The organism is Streptomyces sp. NPDC052682, from assembly GCF_040678435.1.
In the GTDB taxonomy this organism is placed as follows: domain Bacteria; phylum Actinomycetota; class Actinomycetes; order Streptomycetales; family Streptomycetaceae; genus Streptomyces.
In genome coordinates this window covers 54,587-77,834 of the sequence record NZ_JBFATS010000005.1, presented here as the reverse complement: position 1 = coordinate 77,834, position 23,248 = coordinate 54,587, and the positions used below count along the sequence as shown (strand labels likewise).

Genomic DNA, 23,248 nt, shown 5'->3' with positions numbered 1-23,248 from the left:
TCCCGCCCGGCACGTGAGACGGGCTGCGGCCGGTTCGCACCGGCGGGCGGCGCCGCGTTAGGTTGCCCTCATGACCGACACGACTGCTCCTCGCACCACCGGCGCCGTGGCCGCCGGCCTCGCCACGATCGCCGCCGACGGCACCGTTCTCGACACCTGGTTCCCCGCGCCCGAACTCGTCGCCGAGCCCGGACCCTCCGGCACCGAGCGGCTGTCCCCCCAGCAGGCCGCCGAGCTGATCGGCGGCGGCGCGACCGCGGCGATCGGCCCGGACGCCCGCCGGGGCGTCGAGGTGGTCGCGGTCCGTACGGTCATCGCCTCCCTGGACGAGAAGCCGATCGACACGCACGACGTCTACCTGCGTCTGCACCTGCTCTCCCACCGCCTGGTCAAGCCGCACGGCCAGAGCCTGGACGGCATCTTCGGCTTCCTCCCCAACGTGGCCTGGACCTCGCTCGGCCCGGTCGCCGTCGACGACATCGAGAAGGTGCGCCTGAACGCCCGCGCCGAGGGCCTGCACCTCCAGGTCACCTCGATCGACAAGTTCCCGCGCATGACCGACTACGTCGTCCCCAAGGGCGTCCGCATCGCCGACGCCGACCGGGTCCGCCTGGGTGCCCACCTCGCCGAGGGCACCACCGTCATGCACGAGGGCTTCGTCAACTTCAACGCGGGCACCCTCGGCACGTCCATGGTCGAGGGCCGTATCTCCGCGGGTGTCGTGGTCGGCGACGGCTCGGACGTCGGCGGCGGCGCCTCCACGATGGGCACGCTCTCCGGCGGCGGCAACGTGGTCATCTCCATCGGCGAGCGCTGCCTGATCGGCGCCGAGGCGGGCGTCGGCATCGCGCTCGGCGACGAGTGCGTGGTCGAGGCGGGCCTGTACGTCACCGCGGGCACGCGCGTGACGATGCCCGACGGCCAGATCGTCAAGGCCCGCGAGCTCTCGGGCGCGTCCAACATCCTCTTCCGCCGCAACTCGGTCACCGGCGCGGTGGAGGCCCGGCCGAACAACGCGGTGTGGGGCGGGCTGAACGAGGTTCTCCACAGCCACAACTGAGCAACGGCGGCCGTGGTCAGTGTGGATCCCCGTTGAGCGTCCTTCCGCGGATTGCGGTGAGCTCCTCGTAGAGCCGCAGCAGCCCGTCGGTCGTCTCACGGTCGGCGGGCATGAGCGGTGCGCGGACCGGGCCCGCGGGCAGGCCCAGGGCGCCCAGCAGGGCCTTGGCCGTCACCGTGCCGGGCAGGCCCGCCGCCATCATCGCCGTGATCAGGGGCGTGGCCCGTTGCTGGAGCCGGGCCGCGCCCGTCGTGTCGCCGGCGTCGAAGGCGTCCAGGACGGCCCGGATCCGGTCCGGGACGACGTTCGCCACCGTGCTGACGCAGCCCGCGCCGCCCACCGCGTACAGGGCGAGGTTGTGCTCGTCGCAGCCCGCGTAGTACGCCAGATCCGTGCGGGCCAGTACCTGCTGGGCGCCGAGGAAGTCGTACGAGCAGTCCTTGACCGCCACGACACGCGGGTGCTCGGCGAGGCGGATCAGCGTGCCGGGCTCGATGCGGGTGCCGGTGCGGCCCGGGATGTCGTACAGCGTGAGCGGGAGGCCGGTGGCGTCCGCCACCTCGCGGAAGTGGGCCTCGACCGCCTCCTGCGGGGGTCTGCTGTAGTACGGGGCGACCACCAGCAGTCCGTCCGCGCCCGCCTTCTCGGCCGCCCGGGCGAGTTCGACCGTGTGCCGGGTGTCGGCCGTGCCCACGCCCGCCACGATCGACGCACGGTCGCCCACCGCCTCACGGACCGCGCTGATCAGCGCTGACTTCTCGGCGTCCGTCGTGGTCGGCGACTCGCCCGTCGTGCCGGAGAGCACCAGACCGTCGCAGCCGTGCGTCACCAGATGAGCGGCGAGGTGCTGCGTGCCGTCGAGGTCCAGGGCGCCCTCCTGGGTGAAGGGGGTGACCATCGCGCACAGGACGCGGCCGAAGGGAGGGCGGGTTTGCGTTGCGGGGTCCGTCGTCATGGGGGTCAGTGTCGGGGGCAGATTTGCGTAGCGCCACTTAAATCTGCTGCGAGGTACTGATAAGGGTCGCTTAGGTGTGGTGGGGGCGGCGCGGTGGGCGCGGTATGTCCAACCCGGGGCTCATGGGTCACCATGGCAGTGACGGTCACCGACGGCAGGTCATGGAGGCGTCATGAAGCTGGGCAGGGCACTGGCCACCGGAGTCGCGGAGGAGAGCCGGGAGACCGAGGTGGTCCAGGAGATCGACATCCAGGACGGCCAGGACATCCAGAACACTCGCGTGCCTCAGGAGAGCGAGGCCGCGGTGGCCGAAGAGGTCCCGGTCGCGCGATGAGGCTGCGGCTCCCCCAGGAACGCCCTGCGGAGCCGCCCACGGGATACAAGATCGCCCACCCGGTGCTGTCCCAGGACGGCACCCGGGCCGGGTTCACCGGTGTGTCGCTGGGCGGCGCGCTGCCGTACGGGGTCGTGGCCGAGGCGTCCTGCGTGTACGGACTGCGGCACCGGGCACCGAGCCGCTGGTGCGACTGCGGCTTCCACTGCGTACACGACCGGGCGGCCGCGGAGGCGCTGCTGTGCACCGCCGAGCACCGTACGGCCGTGCTGCTGGAGGTCTCCGTGCTCGGGGCCTACATCCGCTTCGAACGCGGGTTCCGCTACGCCCGGCAGCGGGTGCGCAGCGTGACGGTCGGGGCGTGCGGCTGCGGCGCGGCTGCGGTGGCCCTGGCCGACGCCGGGTGGGGGCGGCCAGGATGGCGGGCGCTCCAGGCCTCCTGCGCGGGCTGCCTGCGGGCCCGGCCGTCCGTCTCGCTCGCCGGGTTCGCCCGGCTGGCGGGGGACGGGGTGCGGGTGGTGCGGGCCCCGGAGGCGGTCGTGGGGGCCGGGCCGGACGACGGGCCGGGCGCGGGCGACGGGCGGCTCGGGGTTCCGGAACTCGTCGCGGAGGCCGCGTTGTTGCAGGCCCGGCTCGACTGGTTCCAGACCCAGCTGGCCCGGCTCGGGGAGCGGGGACCCGGCGGTGCCCGCCCGGGAGGCCCGGGAGAGGGCCACGGGTAGTCGCGGCCGGGCAGGGGTACCCGGCAGTTCCGTAACCGAGAGGAGGCGGGACACCGTGACCGGGACCATGCATCCCAGGGTCGTGCACGACGAGCGCCCTGGGCGCCACGAGCACGCCGAGCATCACTCCGTGGGCGAGCTCGTCGGGCAGGCCACCGAACAGCTCTCCCGGCTCGTGCGGCAGGAAGTCGCGCTCGCGAAGGAGGAGCTCGCCGAGAAGGGGCGGCGTGCCGGCCGCGGCGGCGGGCTGCTCGGTGCCGCAGGCGCCGTCGCGTACGCCGGGTTCCTCGCGCTGGCCGCCACGGGCGCCGCCGCGCTCTCGCTGGTGCTGCCCGTCTGGGCCGCCGCGCTCATCGTCACGGCGGTGCTCTTCGTGATCGCGGCCGTGCTGGCCGCGGTCGGCCGTGGGCAGTTGCGCCATGCCGTGCCGCCCACGCCCGAGGAGGCGATCGGCAGCGTCAAGGCCGATGTGGAGGAGATCAAGGAAAGGGCGCATCGATGACGGACACGAGGAACGAGGGCGCCGGAGCGACGGCCGCCGGCGGCGGGGCCAAGGGGCCCGACGAACTGCGCCGGCAGATCGAGCAGACCCGCAGCGAACTGGGTGACACCGTCGAGGAGCTGGCGGGGAAGGCGGACGTGAAGGGCCGTGCGCGGGCCCGGGCCGCCGATCTGCGGGACAAGGCCGGGGCGATGACGGTGCAGTTGCGCAGCACTGCGGCTCAGGCCGGTCAGACCATGCAGGCCGAGCTGCGGCATCCGCGGCCGGTGCTGGTCGCCGGGGCGGCGGCGGGGGCGGTTGTCGCGGCGGAGGTGCTGCGGCGCAAGCAGGGGGGCGGGTCGCGTCGGCACGCCGGGCTTTCCTGGAAGGTGGGGGCGCGGCGGCAGCGGCATGGGGGGCATCGCTGGCACAGGTGAGGTGGGTTGCCCCCGGTCGGTCGTTGTGAGCCCTTGGCTGCTGCGGCTTGGCCGGGGGTTTTCGCGTGCTCGGTGGCTGTGTTTGGCACCCGTACGGTGTTGCCGCACTGCCGGTAGTGATGCACCCGGCGTTGTGCAGCTGCTGGGGCGTTGCGCAACCCGGCGCTGCGGGGTACCGCTGCGCCCACCCGTGCCGCCCCAGCGGCACGACTGCCCGCAGCTAGGCTGCCTGGCTGTCCGCGGCCAAGTCCGCTAGGCGCGCTTTGCCGGGCGGAGGCGGGAGCGTAGGCGGGGAGGCCACTTGCGGGTGTCCCTCGGTTCGACGTACGGCTCCTCCGTCGGCGGGCGGCCGTGGGTGATCGCGCGTTCGCGGGCCAGTTCCGCGTCGAACTCCAGGCCCAGCAGGATCGCCAGGTTGGACAGCCACAGCCACACCAGGAAGACGATGGCGCCCGCCAGGGCCCCGTACGTCTTGTTGTACGAGGCGAAGTTGGCCGCGTAGACGGCGAAACCGGCCGAGGCGCCCAGCCAGCAGAACGTGGCCAGGAAGCTGCCGGGGGAGATCCAGCGGAAGCCGCGGCCGCGGACGTTGGGGGCCGCCCAGTACAGCAGGCCGATCATCAGCATGACGAGGAGCAGCAGGACCGGCCACTTGATGATCCCCCAGGCCATGATGGCCGCGCCGCCCAGGCCGATCGCCGTGCCCACGCGTTCGGCGAGCGGGCCGGTGAAGACCACGATCAGCGCGCTGGCGGCGAGCATCAGCATGAGGGCGACGGTCAGGGCCAGCCGCAGCGGGGTGAGTTTCCAGACCGGGCGGCCCTCCGGCAGGTCGTACACCGCGTTGGAGGTGCGGATGAACGCGGCGACGTAGCCCGACGCCGACCACAGGGCGAAGAGCAGACCGAGGATCGCCAGGACGCTGCCCGTACCGCCCGTGTCGCTGAGCTGGATCACCGCGTCGCGCAGGATGTCCCGCGCCGGGCCCGGTGCCAGGTCGCCTATGTTGTCGAGGACCTTGTCGATGGCGCGCTGTCCCACCACCCCCAGCAGGGAGACCAGCACCAGCAGGGCCGGGAACAGCGACAGGACGCCGTAGTACGTCAACGCGGCCGCGCGGTCCGAGAGTTCGTCGTCCAGCAACTCCTTGAACGTGCGCCGCGCCACCGCCCGCCAGGACCGGGCGGGCAAGCGGGTGGGACTGTCCTTGTCCATGACCGGGCGGGTTACCCGAAATCCCGTACCGAATCGGGGACTTGACCTGAATCTTGGTTGAGGTCGCAGGGTGGTGGTGTCGTTCGTCGATTACCGACCACGGAGGCAGCATGACTCGTCGTAGTGACACGCATCCGGATCTCGCCGACCCGCGGGTGACAGCGCCCTTCTTCGGCATCTGGCGGGTGGGCACGCCGCTGCGGCAGCGGCAGGCGGTGGAGGCCGTCGCCGCCGCCTGGGAGCGACGGCCCTGGCCGGAGGGCCTGCTGGCGTACCACGTGTACACCGGGCACGACGCCACCACCCTGCTGCACTACGCGCAGTGGACGGACGATAAGGCCCACGAGGCGTTCGCCGGGACGCTGCGGCAGGAACGCGTCGACGAGATCGACGCGGCGGTGCCGGGGATCGAGCGGCTCGAGCCCGGCCGGTTCCGGCACTACCGCAGCCGGCGCCGGGAGGGCGTGCCCGGGTGCGTCGTGATCGTCGACATCGAGTTCGAGGGGCCGGATGCCGACCGGCAGCGGGCCTGGGTGGACGCGGTGCTCGAAGCGCTGGAGAACGAGCCGAACCCGCACCCGGGGGGCATCGGCGCCCACTTCCACCTCGGCACGGACGGCACCCGCGTCCTCAACTACGCCGAGTGGGAGAGCGCCCAGGCCCACATCGAGGCTCTCGCCGCCCCGGGCGACGGCATCGGGTCGCCCGCGGCCGCCGCGCTGTGGGAGCGGGTGCAGACCTGGCCGGGGCTGAAGAGCACCACGGTCAGCCGGTACGACCACGCCCTCGCTCTCGTGCCCTGACGTGCGGCGGGGCCGGCTGAACAGCCGTCAGCCGGCCCCCGGCGGTCACGGGTGGAACCGCAGCACCTGCGGGTCGTGGTCGCTGATCTGGTCGTGGAACTCGGCGTTGATGTGCACGCTGTCGTAGGACAGGTCGCAGCCGCGCCGGATCGACGGGCTCACCAGGATCTGGTCGAGGACCTGGCTGTTGCCCTGGTACACGTAGGAGTAACGCTCGCTTCTCGGCAGCGACTTGACCGCCGACCACAGGGCGCCGTCCCGTTCGAGGATCTGCGCGGTCCCGGAGAACTCGAAGTCGTTGATGTCGCCGAGGGCGATGACGTCCGCGTTCTTCTGGGTGTCGAGGATGTCCTTGACGAAGGCGTTGACGAGCGCCGCCTGCTGGTGGCGCTGCACCTCGGAGCCGCGCGCCGGCGGCTGGTACGAAGAGGTCAGGCCCTGGTCGCCGCCCTTGGAGTTGAAGTGGTTGGCGATCACGAAGACCGTGCGGCCGCGGAAGACGAACTCGCCCGCCAGCGGCTTGCGGCTGTTCTTCCACGCCTGGTCGGCGGGCGCGATCCGGCCGGGGGAGAGGGTCAGGGCCGCCTTGCCGCGGACCTTGGTGACCTCGGTGGCCGTGGTGGCGTCGCCGCCCGGGCGGTCGGTGAAGGAGACCCGCTCGGGGTTGAAGAGGAACACCTGGCGGATGTTGCCGCCGGGCTCGCCGCCGTCGGCGTCGTCGGCGGGGTCGACGGAGCGCCAGTCGTAGCGCGGGCCGCCCGCCGCCACGATGGCGTCGATCAGCTTGCCCACCGTCTGGTCGGCGGCGACCACACCGTCGTTGGTGGGGCCGTTGTTGTCCTGGATCTCCTCCAGGGACACGATGTCCGGCGACTGCAGGTGGTTCACGATCGCGGCCGCGTGCGCGGCGAAGGTGTCGTCGGCAGGGTCGAGGTTCTCGACGTTGTAGGTGGCGACGGCGAGTTCGCCGTTGCGCTGCTTGCGGGTCGTCTCGCGCTGGACGTCCCCGCTCGTCAGGGTGCCGAGCTCGCTCGCGACCAGCGTGTAACCGCCGAACTGGTTGTAGTCCAGCGGGCCCGCGGTGGTGCCGCTGAGGGTGTCGCCGACGTTCGCCTTCGGGAAGTCGGCGGTGGAGCCGAGGGACTGGATCTGCAGGCGGCCGGTGTTCTGGTCGTCGTAGGAGCCGTAGAGCGTACCGCCGCGTCGGGTGGGGTTCTCCTGCGGCTTCACCGTGACCCACAGCTCCGTGTAGGGGTCGGTGGCGCCCACCACGCGGGTGTCGGCGACCCGTACGGTCATGCCCTCCAGGGACTCGTAGAGGTCGAGGGCGTACTGCGACGGCTTCAGGGGCAGGGCGTTGACCGAACCGCCCGCGGCCGGGTCGCCGGCGGGGGTGTACGCGTCGGGGACCGACTCGGCGTCGACGGTCACCGGGGCCGGGAGCGGGTTGCCGGAGGAGACCACCGTGACCGTGGGCTTGGTGATCTCCGTCAACGACTGGTTGCCGGAGGAGGTGCCGCCGGGGACGAACTCGGAGACCGTGCCGGTGACCTTGACCGCGTCGCCGACCGCGACGCCCTTCGGGGTGGAGCCGGTGAAGACGAAGACGCCCTCGCTGGTGGCCGGGTCGGCGTCCGGAGCCGTGTCCTGGATCCAGAAGCCGCGGGAGGAGCCGTAGGTGCGGATACCGGTGACGACGCCGGTCACGTCGGTGACCTTCTGGCCGGCGTACGGGGATATGCGGGTGCTGCCCTGGATGTCATGGATACGGACCGCGTCCGCGTCCGCGTGCGCGGGCGTGGTCAGGACGACGGTGGACGCCGCGGAGCACACGGCGGCGACGGTGAGCGCGGCGAGACGCGCGGACGACTTGCTCGGCGACTTGCTCGGCAAGGTGAATCCCTCCGGGGACGTGACGGACGCCGGGACGTGACGGACGCCGGGACGAGGGTGGAGCTGGACGGTGGGAGCCGACCGGTGGGGCGGTGCGACGCGCGTAGAAGACCGGTTGACGGCGGGCGCGGTGGGGCCGCCCGGTGTACAGGTGTCCGCCGATTTCTACGCGCGTCAATCTCCAGCCTGCTCAGGCCACTTGTCAAGGTTTCGGCCATGTACGGCCGCTGACGGGGAGATGAAGCGGGCGGCATGGGGGCGAATCCGTCTAGGCTGAGCGGGCGAGTCGTACGAGGCGTCCTAGGAGAAACAGCCGATGTCAGACAGCTCCACCCTGCCGCCGGTCCGGCTGCATCCCGAAGCGGAGCTGGCGCGCGACGCCCTGTCCACGCCTCTGCTGTCACGGGCCGCGCGGCTGGCCCGCTGGGCGGGGCCGGACACCCGGGTGGACGCCGGGGGCGGGCTGGTCGACGAACAGCTGCCGGCGGCGGCCGAGGTGCTCGGGCTGAGCGGCGAGGAGGGACAGGCCGACGCGAGCGGGGCGTGGCGGGTGGCCCTGGACACCGGGCTCGTCGAGGTCGTCGACGAGGAGGAGGGCACCGTCGGCGCGGGCGGGAACCTGGCCCTGCTCACCGGCGGCTCGCCCCGGGACGTGCTCGGCGTGTGGCTCGGCGCCCTGGAGACGGTGGTCGCCGACGCGAGCGTGCCCGAGCTGGACGGGCTGGCCGACGCGGTCCAGGACGGCGAGATCGACTTCTCCGCGCTCGACTGGGACCCGGAGCGGGAGGCCGCCTTTCTCGACGGGGTCCTCGGGAACCTCTACCTGATGACCGCCGGCGAGGACGGGCCGGTGCCGGCACCCGTGCCGGTCCCGGCGTTGGCCGCGTCGGTGCTGGTGCCCAGCGGCACGCAGGAGCCCAGCAACGACGTCCTGCAGCAGGTGTCCGACGCGACGATGCGGCTGGACGACCAGTTCCGGATGCTGGAGCCGGTGGGGCTCGTGCAGTACCGGCCGGTCGACGAGGCGCTCAGGGCGGACCCCGGGGACGAGGCGTCGTCCCCGGCGGTCGACGACACCGACGTCGCCACGTACGGCATGGTGCGGCTGACGCCCCTCGGGCTGTACGGCCTGCGCGCCCGGCTGCTCGAGGCCGGCTTCGACGCGCCCGCGGTCGGGGACCTCGCGGACAAGGGGGCCGACGCGCTGCTCGACGGCACGGCGGCGTTCCCGCCTGCGGCGGCCCAGGCCGAGACCGAGCAGTGGCTGGCCCGCCGCGACCCCCTGGCCGCGGCCCGGGAGCTGCTCGCCGCGGCCCGCGGCTCGGACGCCGGTGCGCCGCTGCGGCGGCTGCGCTGCCAGCAGGCCCTGTCGCTGGTCGGCGCCTCCGCCGAGCCGGCCCTGCGGGAGGTTCTCGACGACCCCGAGCTGGGCGGACTGGCCCGTGTGTGGCTCACCGAGCACGGGGCCGCCGACGTACCGGCGCCCTCCGAGTCCATGGTGTTCTGGCTGACCATCGACACCCTGGCCGCGCAACTGGCGGCCGAGGGCAACTCCGAGGAACTGCGCGCCCTGGTGCAGGGGCTGGCGCGGCAGCACAGCGGGTTCTTCACGGCGGTCTGGCGGGTGGACCATCCGGCCACGGCCGAGGTGCTGGAGGCGATGGGGCGGCTGCACCCCGACAAGAAGATCGCGAAGGAAGCGCGGAAGGCGGCGTTCAAGGCACGCTCCCAGCACGGGGGGTGAGGGGGCTGCGCCGCTCGGCACCGGGAGCGTGGGGAGTGGGGCGGCTCGGCACCGGAAGCGTGGGTGGCGGGGCGGCTCGGTCGTTGTCCCGGGCGGGTGTGGGGCGGAGTTCCGGCGTGGTGAGCCGGGCTTCGGCGTGACTGCGGCGGTCGGCGGGTCGGGTGGTGGGCCGGGGCTTCGGCGTGACTGCGGCGGTCGGCGGGTCGGGTGGTGGGCCGGGGCTTCGTGGCTGTGGGTGGTGGGCCGGGTTTCGGTGGCTGGGTTCGGTTGGTCGCTTGGTGAGTACGGCTCGTGTGGCGGGCCGGCGGGCAGGCGGTGTGCCGGGGCTTCGTGGCTGTGCGCGGCGGGCCGGGTGGTGAAGCGGGATTCGGGGTGCCGCCGCTGGTGGGTCGCTGTCCGCTCCGGGCTGGGCCAGGCCGGGGCCGGGTGGTTCACGTAACTGGGGTCAGGGAGGTCGCCCCCGGTTCAACTGGTGTTCAGGCGTGGGCGGGACGGTGGCGCCGCACGAGGGCCGTCACCCTCCACGGCACACCCACGGTCACAGGAGACACCATGTCGCTCACCCGCAGGGACTTCGCCAGAACCTCCGCGCTCACCGGTGCCGGGGTCGCACTGGCGGGCACCGTCGGCGCCCTCGCCTCCGCGCCCAACGCCCTGGCCGCCACCGACGTCGAGGGGGCCGAAGCCTTCGGCGGTGTCGGCTACGGACCGCTGATCCCCGACCCGGAGGGCATCCTCGCCCTGCCCGCCGGCTTCTCGTACACGATCATCACCTACAGCGGGAAGACCACGCTGGAGTCCGGCGAGTTCACCCCGTCCAACCATGACGGCACCGCCACGTTCGACGGCCCCCGCGGCACCACCCTCCTCGTCAACAACCACGAGCTGAAGGGGCCGCGCGCCAAATGGACCTACCCCGTGCCGCTCACCGAGGGCCTCGTCTACGACCCGGCCGCCGCCGGCGGCTGCACCGTCGTCGAGGTACGCCCCGACGGCCGTGTCGCCGAGTGGGTCGGCATCGCCGGCACCTCCACCAACTGCGCGGGCGGCCGCACCCCGTGGGGCACCTGGCTGACCTGCGAGGAGAACTCCGACAAGGCCGGCGTCAACGGCATGACCAAGGACCACGGCTACGTCTTCGAGGTCGACCCGGTCGACCGGCGCGCCAACCTGCACCCCAAGCCGCTGAAGTTCTTCGGCCGCTACGACCACGAGGCCGTCGTCATCGACCCCAGGCGCGGTCACGCCTACCTCACCGAGGACGCCGCCGGCCCCAACGGCCTGCTCTACCGCTGGACCCCGCCGGAGGGCTTCTGTCACGGCCACGGCAGGTTCCGCGCCCTCGCCGACGACGCGGGCCGCCTCCAGGCCTTCCGGTGCTTCGACTCGGGCGGCAGGTTCGTCGACGACCTCTCCCGCGCCACGAAGACCGGCACGGTGTACGGCGTCGACTGGGTGGACGTCCCCGACCGTGACGCCCGGACCACCCCGACCCGCAAGCAGTTCACCGACGGCCAGGTCACCCGTGCCCGCAAGCTGGAGGGCATGTGGTGGGCCGACGGCGGTGCGTACGTCGTCTCCTCGTACGCCCGCGCCGAGAGCCCCGTGCAGCACGACGGCCAGGTCTGGTTCTACGACCCCAAGCGCCGCACGCTCACCCTCAAAGTGCTGCTCGGCGTCAACCCCGACCCCGCGCAGGACGGCGCCTTCGACGGCCCCGACAACATCACCGTCTCCCCCTACGGCGGCCTCGTCATCGCCGAGGACGGCGAGGGCGTGCAGCACCTCTTCGGCGCCACCGACAGCGGACGGACGTACCCCATCGCCCGCAACGAACTCAACATCGGCACCGAACAGGAGCCCGGGTACAGCGAGTTCACCGGTGTGACCTTCTCGCCCGACGGGCGCACGCTGTACGCCAACATCCAGGACCCGGGCATCATGCTCGCCATCACCGGGCCGTGGAAGCGGCACAAGCGCTGACCGGTCCGCCGCCGGTCCAGGGCGCCGCCGCGGCGGCGCCCTGGGGCGGGTCAGCGGACGACGGCACTGCGGCCCCACGTCAGTCCCAGGAAGGTGACCAGCATCCACGCCGGCCCGACGACGCCCTGGAAGCCGGGAAGGCCGGTGAGGCCCGCGAACAGGACGACCGCCAGTACGGGCAGGACGCTGAACCAGCCGATCCACCGTGAGATCAGGCGGTCACGCAACGCCATCCAGGCCACCGCTCCCGCCGCGACCACGACACCGAGCCAGCCGATGTACCCGCCGAAGTCGTTGAGCATGAAGTAGACGAACAGCCCGTCCTCGCGGAAGGCCCGCTCGTCCATACCGCTCGGCAGGTAGATCGCCAGGGCCCCCTTCCACCCGTAGCCGTACGTCAGTCCCGCGGCCGAGGCCGTCAGAGCGCCGCTGACCACGTAGGCGGCGGTGCTGCCGGGCACCCGCGGCTCGACCTGCCGGCGCCAGGCCGCGGCCAGCACCAGGAGCAGGACGACCGTCAGGAAGCCCGCCACCAGACCCAGGTGCGCCACGGGGCGGCTCACCTCGTCGACGACCGACGCATCGACCGGTTCCCGCCCGGCCGTGCCGGACCGGACGTCCGTGACCAGCGTGGCGACCCCTCCGAGCACACCCGCTCCGACCCCGAACAGGGGCCACTTCGCCTTCTTCTCGTGTTCCTGCCGCGCCGCGCCGTCCGCGCGCGCCTCCGGTTCCACGGTGCTCATGCGTGTCGACTCCCTCTCCCAGCGGCCTGCTTGGCGAGGGGAGTGTCGCGGGGGAGGCGTCCCGCCGCCCAGGGACACGGGTCCCGCACGACCGGGACGGTTTTGCCGGGATCCCGCCCGGTGAGGGCCCCCTTCGGGGAACATATGGGTGTGAGTCGGGGGGATCGGGCACTGCGTCACCTTGCGTACGTCATCGCGGGACTGGGGGCGGTGAGCTGTGGGGTGACGGTGCCCGTGCACCACTGGCTGGCCGCACGCGTCGCCGTGACGCCTCTGTACTGGTCCGACCTGGTGCTCGGCACGGCCTGGCCGCTGGTGGGCGCCCTCGTCGCGAGGAACCGTCCGCGCAATCCCGTGTGCTGGCTGATGCTGCTGCCCGCGATGATCGGGCCGTACCACCTGCTGGCCTACTACGCCGCCTACAGCCGCTTCCTCGCCGCAGCTCCCCTCCCCGGCTGGGAGGCGGGGGCCTGGATCGGCTGCTGGGGCTTCGCCGGGTACTGGTTCGCCACGCCGTTGGTTCCTCTGCTCTTCCCGCACGGCCGCCTGGAGACGGCGCCGCGCCGGGCGTGTGCCTGGGCGGTGGTCACGATCGCCGCCACCGGCACGCTGGCCACGATGGTGCGCCCCAGCGGCACCGACCCCGTCCGCGGGGTGCCCAATCCGCTGGGGATCGCGGGCTGGGAGTGGCTGCACACGGTGATGTCCGTGTGCGCCGGGGCCACCATGGTCGGCGGTACCTGTGCGGCGGCCGTGTTCCTCGTGCTGCGCACCCGGGCGGCGACCGGTGCGGAACGGGCCCGGCTGCAGTGGCTGCTGCTCGGCGGGCTGCTGATGGCGTTGTCCTTCCTCGCCATCCCGTTGGACGCCACGGGGCAGCCGGCGGTGCTCGGTGATCTCGTGATGCTGCTGGGGCTGCTGGGTCCGCCGGCCGGCGTCGCGGTCGCCATGCTGCGGCACGGGCTGTTCGACGTGGAACTCGTCCTCGGCCGCGCCATCGTCCTCGCCGTCCTCAGCGCGCTCGTGCTCGGGGTGTACGCCGCGGTCGTCGCCGGTGCGGGACTGATCGCTCCCGGGTCCCTGGCCGGGACGTGCCTGATCGCCCTCACCGCCCTGCTCGCGGCACGTGCCCGCGGCGCCGTCCAGGCAGCCGTGGACCGGACCCTGTTCGGGCACCGCCACGATCCGTACGCCGTCGTCGCCCACGTCGGCCGCCGTGTCGCCCCCGCCTGCGAGCCGGTCCAGGCCCTGCAGCACCTCGTGGACGCCCTGCGGCACGCGCTGCGTCTGCCCTACGCGGCCTTCGACAGCCCCGCCGTGGCGGCGGCGTCCGGCAGCCCCGTCGCGGGCGCGGGGTGGCGGACCTTTCCCTGCCGTGCTCTGGGCCGCGAACTCGGTGTGCTGCGGGTGGGCCGGCGCAGCCTCAACGACCCCTGGACGGCGAAGGAGCAGGCAGCGGTCGAGGAGGTCGCGGACCGGGCCGGAACGCTCGCCTACGCCGCCGGTCTCGTGCAGGACATCGCCCGGAGCCGGGCGCGCATCCTGTCGGTGCGCGAGGAGGAGCGCCGGCGGCTGCGCGCGGACCTCCACGACGGCATCGGCCCCTCCCTGGCCGGCACCGCCCACCAGCTCGACGCCCTCGCCCGGCGCACCGACGACCCCCACCTGGCCGCCTGCCTCAGGCAACTGCGCGACCGGCTGCGCACCAGCGTCACCGATCTGCGCACGGTGGTCCACGGGCTCCGGCCCGCGGTCCTCGACCAGCTCGGGCTGCCCGGCGCCCTGCGGGAGCTGCTCGCCGGATACGACACCCCCGTGTGCCACAGCAGCATCGACAGCGCCTGCCGGCGCCTCCCGGCCGCCGTCGAGGTCGCCGCGTACGCCATCGCCGCCGAGGCGGTCGCCAACGCCGTCCGGCACAGCGCCGCCGGCCGCCTGGAGCTGACCGCCCGTATGGAGGACTCCGTGTTGATCCTTTCGGTCCGCGACAACGGACGCGGCATCCCGCCCCGGCACACAGCCGGGGTCGGGCTGCGCAGCATGCGGGAACGCGCGGCCGAGATCGGGGGCCGGCTGGAGGTGACGACCGCGCCCGGCGGCGGCACCCTCGTACGGGCCGGCCTTCCGGTGGGGGACCAGGCGGGCGGTGACCCGTCGTGAGCGAGCCCGTCACCGTCCTCGTCGTCGACGACCATCCCGTCTTCCGGGCCGGCATGGCCACCGTCCTCGCCGGTCTGCCCGATGTGCGGGTCGTCGGAGAGGCGTCCGACGGCGCCGAGGCCGTCACCGAAGCCGGCCGGCTGCGGCCCGCGGTCGTGCTCATGGACCTGCGGATGCCGCACCTGAACGGCCTGGAGGCCACGGCCCGGATCACCACGGCCCATCCGCGGACCGCCGTGCTCATCCTGACCATGGACGAGGACGACGACTCGGTGTTCGCCGCGCTGCGCGCCGGTGCGCGGGGCTACCTGCTCAAGGAGGCCGACGGCGCGGACGTCCACCGCGCCGTGCTCGGGGTCGCCCGCGGCGAGGCGGTCTTCGGCCCCCGGATCGCCCAGCGGGTGCTGTCCCACTTCGCCACCCCGCCAGCCGCCCGGTCCGCCCTTCCCTTCCCGCACCTCACCGACCGCGAACGCGAGACCCTCGACCTGATCTCCCGCGGCCTGGACAACGCGTCCATCGCGCGCCGCCTGGGGCTGTCCGAGAAGACCATCCGCAATCGCGTCAGCGACGTCCTGGCGAAACTGCACGCCCGGACCCGCACCGAGGCAGCGGCCCTCGCGCGGGACGCGGGCCTGGGACATCCCCGGCCTCCCGCGTGAACCGGCGTGCCGGACGCGTGTCGCGGCGCGCGATGACAGCAGCGGGGCCCCCTCACCGGCCGGCGCCGGCGAGGGGGCCCCGGGCGCGTGGGACCCGCGAGGCGTCCTCACTCGTGTGGGTGGAGTACGACCTTGGTGTAGCCCTCGACGCGCTTGTCGAACTTCTCGTACGCCGTGGGCGCCTGGTCGAGGGGCAGCTCGTGCGACACCACGAAGCTGGGCGTCGCGCGACCCTCGATGATCATGTCGCGCAGCCGGCGGTTGTAGCGCTTGACGTTGCACTGGCCGGTGCCCATCCGCAGACCCTTCTCGAACAGACGCCCGATGGAGACCAGCAGCATGCCCTGCTTGGCCTGCTCGTCCGGTCCGCCGGGGTCGCGCGGGACGTACAGCCCGGGCACGCCGAGCGCGCCCGTCGGGCGGACCGTCTCGACGAGCGAGTTCAGCACGGTCGCCGGCTCCTCGCGGTCCTCTCCGTGGGCCTGGGCCTGGTAGCCGACGGCGTCGATGCCCTTGTCGGTTCCCTCACCTCCGGTCTGTTCCTTGATCTGCTCCGCCGCGTCGCCCTCCGTGAAGTTGATCGGTACGCAGCCGATCTCCTCGGCCTTCTGCAGCCGCTCCGTCACCCGGTCGACCACGAACACCTTGCTCGCGCCGCGCAGCATCGCCGAGTAGGCCGCCATCAGGCCGACCGGGCCACCGCCGTACACGGCGACGCTCTCACCGGGACGCACGTCGGCCAGCTCGTTGCCGTGGTAACCGGTCGGGAAGATGTCGGCGAGCAGGACGAAGTCGGTCTCCTTCTCGGTGCCCTCGGGCAGCTTCAGGCAGTTGAAGTCGGCGTACGGCACCCGTACGTACTCGGCCTGGCCGCCGACGAACGGGCCCATCGCCACATAGCCGTAGGCACCGCCGGCGAAGCCCGGGTTCACGGTCAGACAGAAGCCCGTGTAGCCCGCCGTACAGTTCTTGCAGAAGCCGCAGGCCACGTTGAAGGGCATGACCACCCGGTCGCCGCGGCTGAGCGACGTCACGCCCTCGCCGGCCTCCTCGACGACACCGAGGTTCTCGTGGCCGAACACGATGCCCGGCTCGGCCGCGGTGCGGCCCTCGTACATGTGCAGATCCGAGCCGCAGATCGCGGTGGACGTGACGCGGACGATCACGTCGTTCGGGTGCTGGATCCGGGGATCCTCCACTTGCTCGACCGCCACCTCGAACGGTCCCTTGTACACGACGGCCCTCATCTCGAACCCTCCACTGAATGTGATGATGCGCTCACACCCCGGGGGCGGCAGTGCCGGGAACCCGCTGCACCAGTCGCGAGGAAGGCCCCGGCCCGCAGCTCGGCCGGTCTTCTGTGCTCTGCCTCATAGTCCAGACTGGTGCATGATGCGACGATTTGCACCTAGGGGCTTCGAAGGCCCGTTCGTTGCGTTGGGGAAGGATCGACCACTTTGTCACGTCGTCTCGGCACGTTGCTGGTCCCGGTCGCCGGGCTGTCCGGCACCACGTATCCGGTAGGCACCCGGGTGGCCATACGCGGCAGCGGAGGATCCGTCGACGGTTTCGTCGACGGGGACTGGCTGCCGCTCGCCTGGTGGGAGTTCGCGGACATCCGGCAGGAGGACCCCGGGGAGGGATGATCCGGGCGGGCGCCGCCCGGGCGCCCCGTGGTGAGCCGGGGCACCCTGGAGTCGTCCGCGTCGCCGTCGCGGTTACAGCGCCTGGGCCGCCGGCTTGACCATCCCCCGCACCGTGCGGGACTTCACGAAGTCACCCATCGCCGTCATGTCCCACTCGCCGGAGAACTGGCGGATGAGTTTCGCCATCATCACACCGGTCTGCGGTTCGGCGTTGGTGAGGTCGAAGCGGACCAGTTCCTCGCCGGTGGTGCCGTCCAGCAGGCGGCAGTAGGCCTTGGCGACCTCGGTGAACTTCTGGCCGGAGAAGGAGTTGACCGTGAACACCAGGCCGGTGACCTCCTGCGGGAGACGGCCGAGGTCGACCGTGATCACCTCGTCGTCGCCGCCTCCCTCGCCCGTGAGGTTGTCGCCGGAGTGCCGGATCGCGCCGTTGAGGATCTGCAGTTTGCCGAAGTAGCAGCTGTCGAGGTGGTTGCGCTGCGGGCCGTACGCGATGACCGAGGCGTCCAGGTCGATGTCCTTGCCCCGGTAGGCCGGTTCCCAGCCGAGGCCCATCCTGACCTGGGAGAGCAGCGGGCGGCCGCCCTTGACCAGGGAGACGGTCTGGTTCTTCTGGAGGCTGACCCGGCCCTTGTCGAGGTTGATCTTGCCGGTGCCGGGAGCGGCGGTGGGCGCGGGTGCCGGCGGGGCCGGGGGTGCGGCGGGGACCGGGGGAGTGTGCGGTGTGGCCATCGGCGGGGGCGGGGTGGCCGGTCGCGCCGGGGCGGCGGGCTGCGCCGGGGTGGCCGGTTCCTCCACCGTCACGCCGAAGTCGGTGGCGATGCCCGCCAGGCCGTTGGCGTAGCCCTGGCCGACCGCGCGGGCCTTCCACTGGCCGTTGCGCAGGTAGATCTCCATGACCACCAGCGCCGTCTCGCTGCCCAGGCGCGGGGGCGTGAACGTGGCCAGGACGCTGTGGTCGTCCGCGTTGCGGAGGGTGGCCGTCGGCTCGATGCCCTGGAAGGTCTGGCCCGGGGCGTCCGGGCTCGCGGTGACGACGATCTTCTCGATGCCCGGGGGGAGGGCGGTGGTGTCGACCGTGATCGCGTCGGGGGCGGTGCCGCCGCCCGAGCGGTAGGTCACGCCCGGGCCGGCGGGCTGGTTGTAGAAGATGAAGTCGTCGTCGGAGCGCACCTTGCCGTCGGCGGTGAGCAGCAGGCCCGATACGTCGAGCCGCACCGGGGCGGCGACGTCCACCGTCACACGGGTGACGGAGAGCGGGATGTTCGAGCCGGGGGTCATAGCTGTCATGCCGGGTGAACGAGCGAGGGCGTTTTGCCGTTCCCTTACCTGGCGGCCGGCCGGGCCCGTGCTCCGCCTCGTCGACCCGGCCAGGGGGCTCCGCCGCCTGGACCCCCGGGCCGGCGGCTAGGGCAGGACCACGGTCTTGCGGCCCACCCCGGCCGCGAACTGTTCCAGTGCCTCCGGGTAGCGGTCGAGGGGGACCCGGTCGCTGATGAAGATCTCCGGGTCCAGCACCCCGTTGGCGAACAGCTCCGCCGCGCGTTCGAAGCTGTGCAGGACCGCCATCGAGCCGGTGATGGTGATCTCCTGGTTGTAGATGCGGTACGGGTCGATCGTCACGCGGGTCGCGTAGTCCGCCACCCCGAACTGGAGAAACGTGCCCGCCTTCGCCACCCTCTCCAGTCCGTCCTGGATCGCCGCCGCGTTGCCCGTGGCGTCGATCACCAGGTCCCAGCCCTGCGGGCGGTCCAGCTCGTCCGCGTTCACCGCCGCTGCCGACACCCCCAGCCGCCGGGCCGTCTCCAGGCGGGTGGGGTTGACGTCGACCACGTCGACGCTCGCCGCGCCGGTCCGCTTGGCCAGCTCCAGCATCATCAGGCCCATCGTTCCCGAGCCGTAGATCAGCACATGGGCGCCCAGGCGCGAGCGGAGCACGTCGTAGCCCCGCACCGCGCAGGACAGGGGCTCCACCAGGGCCGCGTCCTGGGTGCGGACGTGGTCCGGCAGCCTCACGCAGTTGGCCACGGGAGCCACGGCGTACTGCGCCGCACCGCCCGCGGTCGTGACGCCGATCGCCGCCCAGCGTTCGCAGAGGTTGTTGTGGCCCGTACGGCAGTAGCGGCACTCGTGGCAGTACAGCGAGGGGTCCACGGCCACCCGGTCGCCCACCGACAGTTCGGTGACCTGGGTGCCGACCCCGACCACCTCGCCCGCGAACTCGTGCCCGGGCACGATCGGCAGCCTCGGCGCGAACTCGCCCTGGAGGATGTGCAGGTCCGTGCCGCACAGGCCGCAGGCCGCGACCTCCACGACCACGTCACGCGGCCCGGGCGTCGGGTCCGGGACCTCGGCGACGACGGCCTTGCCCACGGACTCGATGACGGCGGCCTTCATTTCACGGCTCCCAACGACAGGCCCTGGACGAGTTTGTCCTGGGCGGCGAACCCCGCGGCGAGCACCGGCAGGGAGATGACGAGCGACGCGGCGCACACCTTCGCCAGGAACAGGCCCTGGCTGGTGATGAAGCCGGTCAGGAAGACCGGGGCGGTCTCGGCGACCACGCCGGTCAGGACCCGGGCGAAGAGCAGTTCGTTCCAGCTGAAGATGAAGCAGATCAGCGCCGTGGCGGCGATGCCCGGCAGGGCGATGGGGGCCACGACCCGGGCGAGGACCGTCGGCAGGCGGGCCCCGTCCACGCGGGCCGCCTCGATCACCGCCACCGGGATCTCGGCGAGGAAGGACTGCATCATCCACACCGCGATCGGCAGGTTCATGGAGGTGTACAGCACGACCAGCAGCCAGATGTTGTCCAGCAGCCCCGCGTTCTTCGCGAAGAGGTAGACCGGGAGCAGGCCCGCCACCGCCGGCAGCATCTTGGTGGAGAGGAAGAAGAACAGCACGTCCGTCCACTTGCGGACCCGGTTGACCGACAGCGCGTAGGCCGCCGGGAAGGCCAGCAGCAGCACTAGGGCCGTAGACGCCACCGAGGCGACCGCCGAGTTGACCAGCGCCGGCCAGGGGCTCGCGCCGCCGCCCGCGCCGAAGAACTCCCGGTAGCCGTCCAGGGTCAGGGCGGCCGTGAAGGACGGCGGGTTGGTCGCCGCGTCCTGCTCGGAGTGGAAGGACGTCAGCGCCATCCAGGCGAGGGGCAGGAAGAAGACGACTGAGGCCAGCCAGGCCAGCAGGCCGAGACCGTTGCGGCGTACGACGCTCATGCGCGCGCCACCTCCTCGCGGAACAGGGACGACACCACGCGCAGGGCGAAGGTCGCGATGACGATCGAGCCGATGACCACCAGGACGCCCGCGGCCGAGGCGAGGCCGTTCTCGTGGGCCTGGTAGAAGCTCTGGTAGACGGTGTAGGGGAGGTTGGCGGTGCCCAGGCCGCCGGAGGTGATCGTGAAGACCGCGTCGAAGTTCTGGACGATGTAGATGGAGCCGAGCAGGGCGCCGAGTTCCAGGTAGCGGCGCAGGTGCGGCAGCGTGAGATGGCGGAAGATCTGCCAGTCGCTCGCGCCGTCCACCCGGGCCGCCTCGATCTGCTCGTGGTCGCGGCTCTGCAGCCCGGCGAGCAGGATCAGCATCATGAACGGCGTCCACTGCCACACCAGCGCGGCCTCGATCGCCAGCAGCGGGGTGCCGGAGATCCAGTCGGGCTGCGGGCCGCCGACGTAGTGCAGCAGACCGTTCAGCAGCCCGTACTCGGGGTTGTAGAGGACGTGTTTCCACAGCAGGGCCGCCGCCACCGGGACGACCAGGAACGGGGCGATCAGCAGGGTGCGGACCACGCCCCGGCCGCGGAACCTCCGGTCCAGCAGCAGGGCGAGGAGGAGGCCGAGGACCAGGCTCGCCAGCACCACGGCCGCCGTCAGCAGCACGGTCGTCCCCACCGAGCGGCGCAGGTCGGGGTCGGTCAGCACGTCCCGGTAGTTGTCCAGGCCCGTGAAGTGCCGGGCCTTGGGGTACAGGGCGTTCCAGTCGAAGAAGGAGATCACCAGCGTGGCCACGAACGGCAGCTGGGTGACCACGACCATGAAGACCAGGGCGGGCAGCAGCGGGGCCCGGGTGGCCCAGGCGCGCAGCCGGGGCGAGGGCCGGGGGGTGGTGCGTACGGGGGTGGCGGCCACCGGGGCCGTTGTCGTCGCGGTCATCGTCCCTCGTACTCCTCGGATATCTGCTCGGCGAGCCGCTGGGAGGTCCGCAGGGCCTCCTCGACGGACTGGCGTCCGGCGATGGCCGCGCTGATCTCCTGGGAGACCTTGGTGCCGAGGTCGGTGAACTCGGGTATGCCGACGAACTGGATGCCGGGTGCCGGGCGCGGCTGCACCCCGGGGTCGTCGGGCCGGGCCGCCTCGATGGCCTCGCGGGTCATCTCCTGGAACGCGGCGGCCTCCTGGCGGTAGGCGGGGTGGGCGTACGTCGAGGCCCGTTTGCCGGCCGGGACGTTGGACCAGCCGATCTCCTTGCCGACCAGCCGCTCGTACTCCTTGCTGGACGCCCAGGAGACGAACTTCCAGGCCTTGTCGGGGTTGCGGGACGCCCTCTGGATGCCCCAGGCCCAGGTGTAGAGCCAGCCGGAGGACTTCGTCCGCTCCACGGGGGCGGGGGCGTAGCCGACCTTGCCCTTGACGGGGCTGTTGGCCGCCTCCAGGGATCCGGCCGCTGAGGTGGCGTCGTACCACATGGCGACCTTGCCCTGCGTCATGTTGTTCAGGCACTCGGCGAAACCGGACTGGGCGGCGCCGGACTCGCCGTGCTCGCGGACCAGGTCGACGTAGAACCGTGTCGCCCTGCGCCATTGCGGAGAGTCCAGGCGGGCCTTCCAGTCCTTGTCGAACCAGGTGCCGCCGAAGGTGTTGACGACGGTGGTGAGCGGGGCCATGACCTCACCCCAGCCGGGCAGGCCGCGCAGGCAGATGCCCTTCATCCCGGGGCGTGCGCCGTCCAGCTTCGCGGCGAGGCCGGCCACCTGGGTCCAGGTGGGGTGGTCGGGCATCGTCAGGCCCTTCTCGGCGAAGACGTCCTTGCGGTACATGAGGAAGGAGGACTCGCCGTAGAAGGGCTGGCCGTAGAGCTTGCCGTCCCCGGCCGTCAGCGACTGGCGCATCGGCTTGAGGATGTCCTGCTCGTCGTAGGCCGGGTCCCGGGCGACGTAGCCGTTCATCTCGCGCAGCCAGCCGTTGCGGGCGTAGATCGGGATCTCGTAGTTGGACAGGGTGGCGACGTCGTACTGGCCCGCCTGGTTGGCGAAGTCCTGGCTGATCTTGTCGCGGACGTCGTTCTCGGGCAGGACCGTGAAGTTGACCTTGATGCCGGTCTCGCGGGTGAAGTGGGCGGCGGTGAGCTTCTGGAGCTCGACCATCTGCGGGTTGTTGACCATCAGGACGTCGATGGCGTCGCCGCCGGAGCCGGCCCCGCCCGCCCCGACCCAGCAGCCGGAGAGCAGCGGGGCGAGCAGCGTCCCTGCGACGGCCGCGGCGAGCGTGGCTCGCGGGGGCCGTCGTCGGCTCTGGGTTCGCATGGATCGCTCCTGGACGTAAGGGGTGAGGTGAGGGGGTGCGTAAGGGGGCATAAGGGGCATCGCGGAGTGGGGTGGTGCCCCGAGGGGGCGCGAGGTGTCCGGTCAGACGCGGATGACCTGCGGCCCCAGCAGGGAGTAGCGGTGCGCCTCGGCCGCCGGGAGCAGGGTGCTGGTGACGATCGTCTCCAGCGCGCCCACCTCGGCGAACCGGCAGAAGCTGACCGCTCCGAACTTGGTGTGCACGCCCGCGAACACCGTGCGGCGGGCGGCCCGCATCGCCTGCGCCTTGACCTCGCTGACCGCGGGGTCGGGTGTGGTCAGGCCGTGTTCGCGGGAGATGCCGTTGGCGCCGATGAACGCCAGGTCGAGGACGAAGCCGACCAGCATCCGCGTCGTCCAGTGGTCGACGGTGGCCAGGGTGCCGGAGCGGACCCGGCCGCCGAGCAGCAGGACGGTGGTGTGCTCGGCCTCGGCGAGCGCGCCGGCGACCGGCAGCGACGCGGTGACCACGGTCAGCGGCCGGTCGCGGGGCAGGGCCTCGGCGATGAGCTGGGGAGTGAAGCCCTCGTCGACGAAGACCGTTTCGGCGTCGCCGAGCAGCTCGGCCGCCGCGGCGGCGATCCGGCGCTTCTCGGGGACGTGGCTGGTGGCCCGGAAGGCGAGCGTGGTCTCGAAACCCGCGCTCTCCACCGGGTAGGCGCCGCCGTGGGTACGGCGCAGCAGGCCGTGGTCCTCCAGGACGCGCAGGTCGCGCCGTACGGTCTCCTTGGCCACGCCCAGGTCGGCGGCGAGTGCGGTGACGTCGACCGAGCCGGTGGCGCGCGCGACCCGTACGATCTCCCGCTGGCGTTCTTCCGCCGTCCTCGCCGCCATGGCCCGCACCT

General features: G+C 72.5%; 22 protein-coding genes. 11 read left to right on the top strand and 11 right to left on the bottom strand.

Going from position 1 to position 23,248, the window contains the following annotated elements; genetic code table 11:
* Nucleotides 1-70 precede the first annotated feature (70 nt).
* Nucleotides 71-1,060 carry a 2,3,4,5-tetrahydropyridine-2,6-dicarboxylate N-succinyltransferase gene (dapD, locus tag AB0K80_RS09190; RefSeq protein ID WP_365667439.1) on the top strand — a complete coding sequence of 330 codons (990 nt, stop codon included), beginning with the start codon at nt 71-73 and terminating at the stop codon, nt 1,058-1,060.
* 16 nt (nt 1,061-1,076) lie between these two features.
* Here the strand turns inward: dapD and dapA are convergent, their stop codons facing one another.
* Entirely contained in the window at nt 1,077-2,015 is a 939-nt protein-coding gene (gene dapA, locus AB0K80_RS09185; protein ID WP_365667437.1) for a 4-hydroxy-tetrahydrodipicolinate synthase, read from the bottom strand.
* A gap of 172 nt (nt 2,016-2,187) precedes the next feature.
* Between dapA and AB0K80_RS09180 the strand changes: the two genes are divergently transcribed.
* The 4 genes from AB0K80_RS09180 (at nt 2,188) to AB0K80_RS09165 (ending at nt 3,989) form a co-directional block, all read left to right on the top strand.
* Complete coding sequence (locus AB0K80_RS09180) at nt 2,188-2,349, top strand: hypothetical protein (RefSeq protein ID WP_365667435.1); 162 nt, start codon at nt 2,188-2,190, stop codon at nt 2,347-2,349.
* On the top strand, nt 2,346-3,071 hold the full coding sequence (locus tag AB0K80_RS09175) for a hypothetical protein (protein WP_365667433.1): 726 nt from the start codon (nt 2,346-2,348) through the stop codon (nt 3,069-3,071). The genes AB0K80_RS09180 and AB0K80_RS09175 overlap by 4 nt, the downstream gene beginning before the upstream one ends.
* Before the next feature lie 67 nt (nt 3,072-3,138).
* Nucleotides 3,139-3,573, top strand: coding sequence for a phage holin family protein (locus tag AB0K80_RS09170; protein WP_365667919.1), 435 nt, complete (start codon nt 3,139-3,141; stop codon nt 3,571-3,573).
* The gene (locus AB0K80_RS09165; RefSeq protein WP_365667431.1) at nt 3,570-3,989 is read left to right on the top strand and encodes a DUF3618 domain-containing protein; all 420 of its coding nucleotides are present in this window, start codon (nt 3,570-3,572) and stop codon (nt 3,987-3,989) included. Before AB0K80_RS09170 ends, AB0K80_RS09165 begins: the two co-directional genes overlap by 4 nt.
* Nucleotides 3,990-4,241: 252 nt before the next feature.
* Here AB0K80_RS09165 and AB0K80_RS09160 read toward each other — a convergent pair whose 3' ends face one another.
* Nucleotides 4,242-5,204, bottom strand: a complete 963-nt coding sequence (locus AB0K80_RS09160; protein ID WP_365667429.1) for a YihY/virulence factor BrkB family protein — start codon at nt 5,202-5,204, stop codon at nt 4,242-4,244.
* A 110-nt stretch (nt 5,205-5,314) separates the two neighbouring features.
* On the opposite strand from AB0K80_RS09160, the gene AB0K80_RS09155 reads away from it, so the two are divergent.
* Nucleotides 5,315-6,007 (top strand): antibiotic biosynthesis monooxygenase, encoded by a 693-nt coding sequence (locus AB0K80_RS09155; protein ID WP_365667427.1) that lies wholly within the window; start codon nt 5,315-5,317, stop codon nt 6,005-6,007.
* Between the two features lie 45 nt (nt 6,008-6,052).
* Here the strand turns inward: AB0K80_RS09155 and AB0K80_RS09150 are convergent, their stop codons facing one another.
* A complete protein-coding gene (locus AB0K80_RS09150; RefSeq protein ID WP_365667425.1) occupies nt 6,053-7,900 on the bottom strand; it encodes an endonuclease/exonuclease/phosphatase family protein in 1,848 nt (615 codons plus the stop codon).
* A gap of 316 nt (nt 7,901-8,216) precedes the next feature.
* On the opposite strand from AB0K80_RS09150, the gene AB0K80_RS09145 reads away from it, so the two are divergent.
* Both AB0K80_RS09145 and AB0K80_RS09140 read left to right on the top strand, forming a co-directional pair.
* Nucleotides 8,217-9,644, top strand: a complete 1,428-nt coding sequence (locus AB0K80_RS09145) for a hypothetical protein (RefSeq protein ID WP_365667423.1) — start codon at nt 8,217-8,219, stop codon at nt 9,642-9,644.
* A gap of 552 nt (nt 9,645-10,196) precedes the next feature.
* The gene (locus AB0K80_RS09140; RefSeq protein WP_365667421.1) at nt 10,197-11,627 is read left to right on the top strand and encodes an alkaline phosphatase PhoX; all 1,431 of its coding nucleotides are present in this window, start codon (nt 10,197-10,199) and stop codon (nt 11,625-11,627) included.
* Between the two features lie 50 nt (nt 11,628-11,677).
* Here the strand turns inward: AB0K80_RS09140 and AB0K80_RS09135 are convergent, their stop codons facing one another.
* Nucleotides 11,678-12,373, bottom strand: a complete 696-nt coding sequence (locus AB0K80_RS09135; RefSeq protein ID WP_365667419.1) for a hypothetical protein — start codon at nt 12,371-12,373, stop codon at nt 11,678-11,680.
* Between the two features lie 222 nt (nt 12,374-12,595).
* Here AB0K80_RS09135 and AB0K80_RS09130 point away from each other — a divergent pair, with 222 nt between their 5' ends.
* Both AB0K80_RS09130 and AB0K80_RS09125 read left to right on the top strand, forming a co-directional pair.
* Nucleotides 12,596-14,533 carry an ATP-binding protein gene (locus AB0K80_RS09130; RefSeq protein WP_365667417.1) on the top strand — a complete coding sequence of 646 codons (1,938 nt, stop codon included), beginning with the start codon at nt 12,596-12,598 and terminating at the stop codon, nt 14,531-14,533.
* On the top strand, nt 14,530-15,195 hold the full coding sequence (locus AB0K80_RS09125; RefSeq protein ID WP_365667415.1) for a response regulator transcription factor: 666 nt from the start codon (nt 14,530-14,532) through the stop codon (nt 15,193-15,195). The genes AB0K80_RS09130 and AB0K80_RS09125 overlap by 4 nt, the downstream gene beginning before the upstream one ends.
* Nucleotides 15,196-15,302: 107 nt before the next feature.
* Here the strand turns inward: AB0K80_RS09125 and AB0K80_RS09120 are convergent, their stop codons facing one another.
* The gene (locus AB0K80_RS09120) at nt 15,303-16,442 is read right to left on the bottom strand and encodes a glutathione-independent formaldehyde dehydrogenase (protein ID WP_365667413.1); all 1,140 of its coding nucleotides are present in this window, start codon (nt 16,440-16,442) and stop codon (nt 15,303-15,305) included.
* A 210-nt stretch (nt 16,443-16,652) separates the two neighbouring features.
* Here AB0K80_RS09120 and AB0K80_RS09115 point away from each other — a divergent pair, with 210 nt between their 5' ends.
* Entirely contained in the window at nt 16,653-16,841 is a 189-nt protein-coding gene (locus tag AB0K80_RS09115) for a hypothetical protein (RefSeq protein WP_365667411.1), read from the top strand.
* A gap of 72 nt (nt 16,842-16,913) precedes the next feature.
* Here the strand turns inward: AB0K80_RS09115 and AB0K80_RS09110 are convergent, their stop codons facing one another.
* The 6 genes from AB0K80_RS09110 to AB0K80_RS09085 all read right to left on the bottom strand — a co-directional run bounded on the left by AB0K80_RS09110 (nt 16,914) and on the right by AB0K80_RS09085 (nt 23,237).
* Nucleotides 16,914-18,122, bottom strand: coding sequence for a TerD family protein (locus AB0K80_RS09110; RefSeq protein ID WP_365667409.1), 1,209 nt, complete (start codon nt 18,120-18,122; stop codon nt 16,914-16,916).
* 126 nt (nt 18,123-18,248) lie between these two features.
* Nucleotides 18,249-19,238, bottom strand: coding sequence for a zinc-dependent alcohol dehydrogenase family protein (locus tag AB0K80_RS09105; RefSeq protein ID WP_365667407.1), 990 nt, complete (start codon nt 19,236-19,238; stop codon nt 18,249-18,251).
* A complete protein-coding gene (locus AB0K80_RS09100) occupies nt 19,235-20,059 on the bottom strand; it encodes a carbohydrate ABC transporter permease (protein ID WP_365667405.1) in 825 nt (274 codons plus the stop codon). Before AB0K80_RS09100 ends, AB0K80_RS09105 begins: the two co-directional genes overlap by 4 nt.
* On the bottom strand, nt 20,056-20,994 hold the full coding sequence (locus AB0K80_RS09095; RefSeq protein ID WP_365667403.1) for a sugar ABC transporter permease: 939 nt from the start codon (nt 20,992-20,994) through the stop codon (nt 20,056-20,058). Before AB0K80_RS09095 ends, AB0K80_RS09100 begins: the two co-directional genes overlap by 4 nt.
* Nucleotides 20,991-22,364, bottom strand: coding sequence for a sugar ABC transporter substrate-binding protein (locus AB0K80_RS09090; protein WP_365667401.1), 1,374 nt, complete (start codon nt 22,362-22,364; stop codon nt 20,991-20,993). The genes AB0K80_RS09095 and AB0K80_RS09090 overlap by 4 nt, the downstream gene beginning before the upstream one ends.
* A 102-nt stretch (nt 22,365-22,466) precedes the next feature.
* Complete coding sequence (locus AB0K80_RS09085) at nt 22,467-23,237, bottom strand: DeoR/GlpR family DNA-binding transcription regulator (protein WP_365667399.1); 771 nt, start codon at nt 23,235-23,237, stop codon at nt 22,467-22,469.
* Between the last annotated feature and the right edge of the window lie 11 nt (nt 23,238-23,248).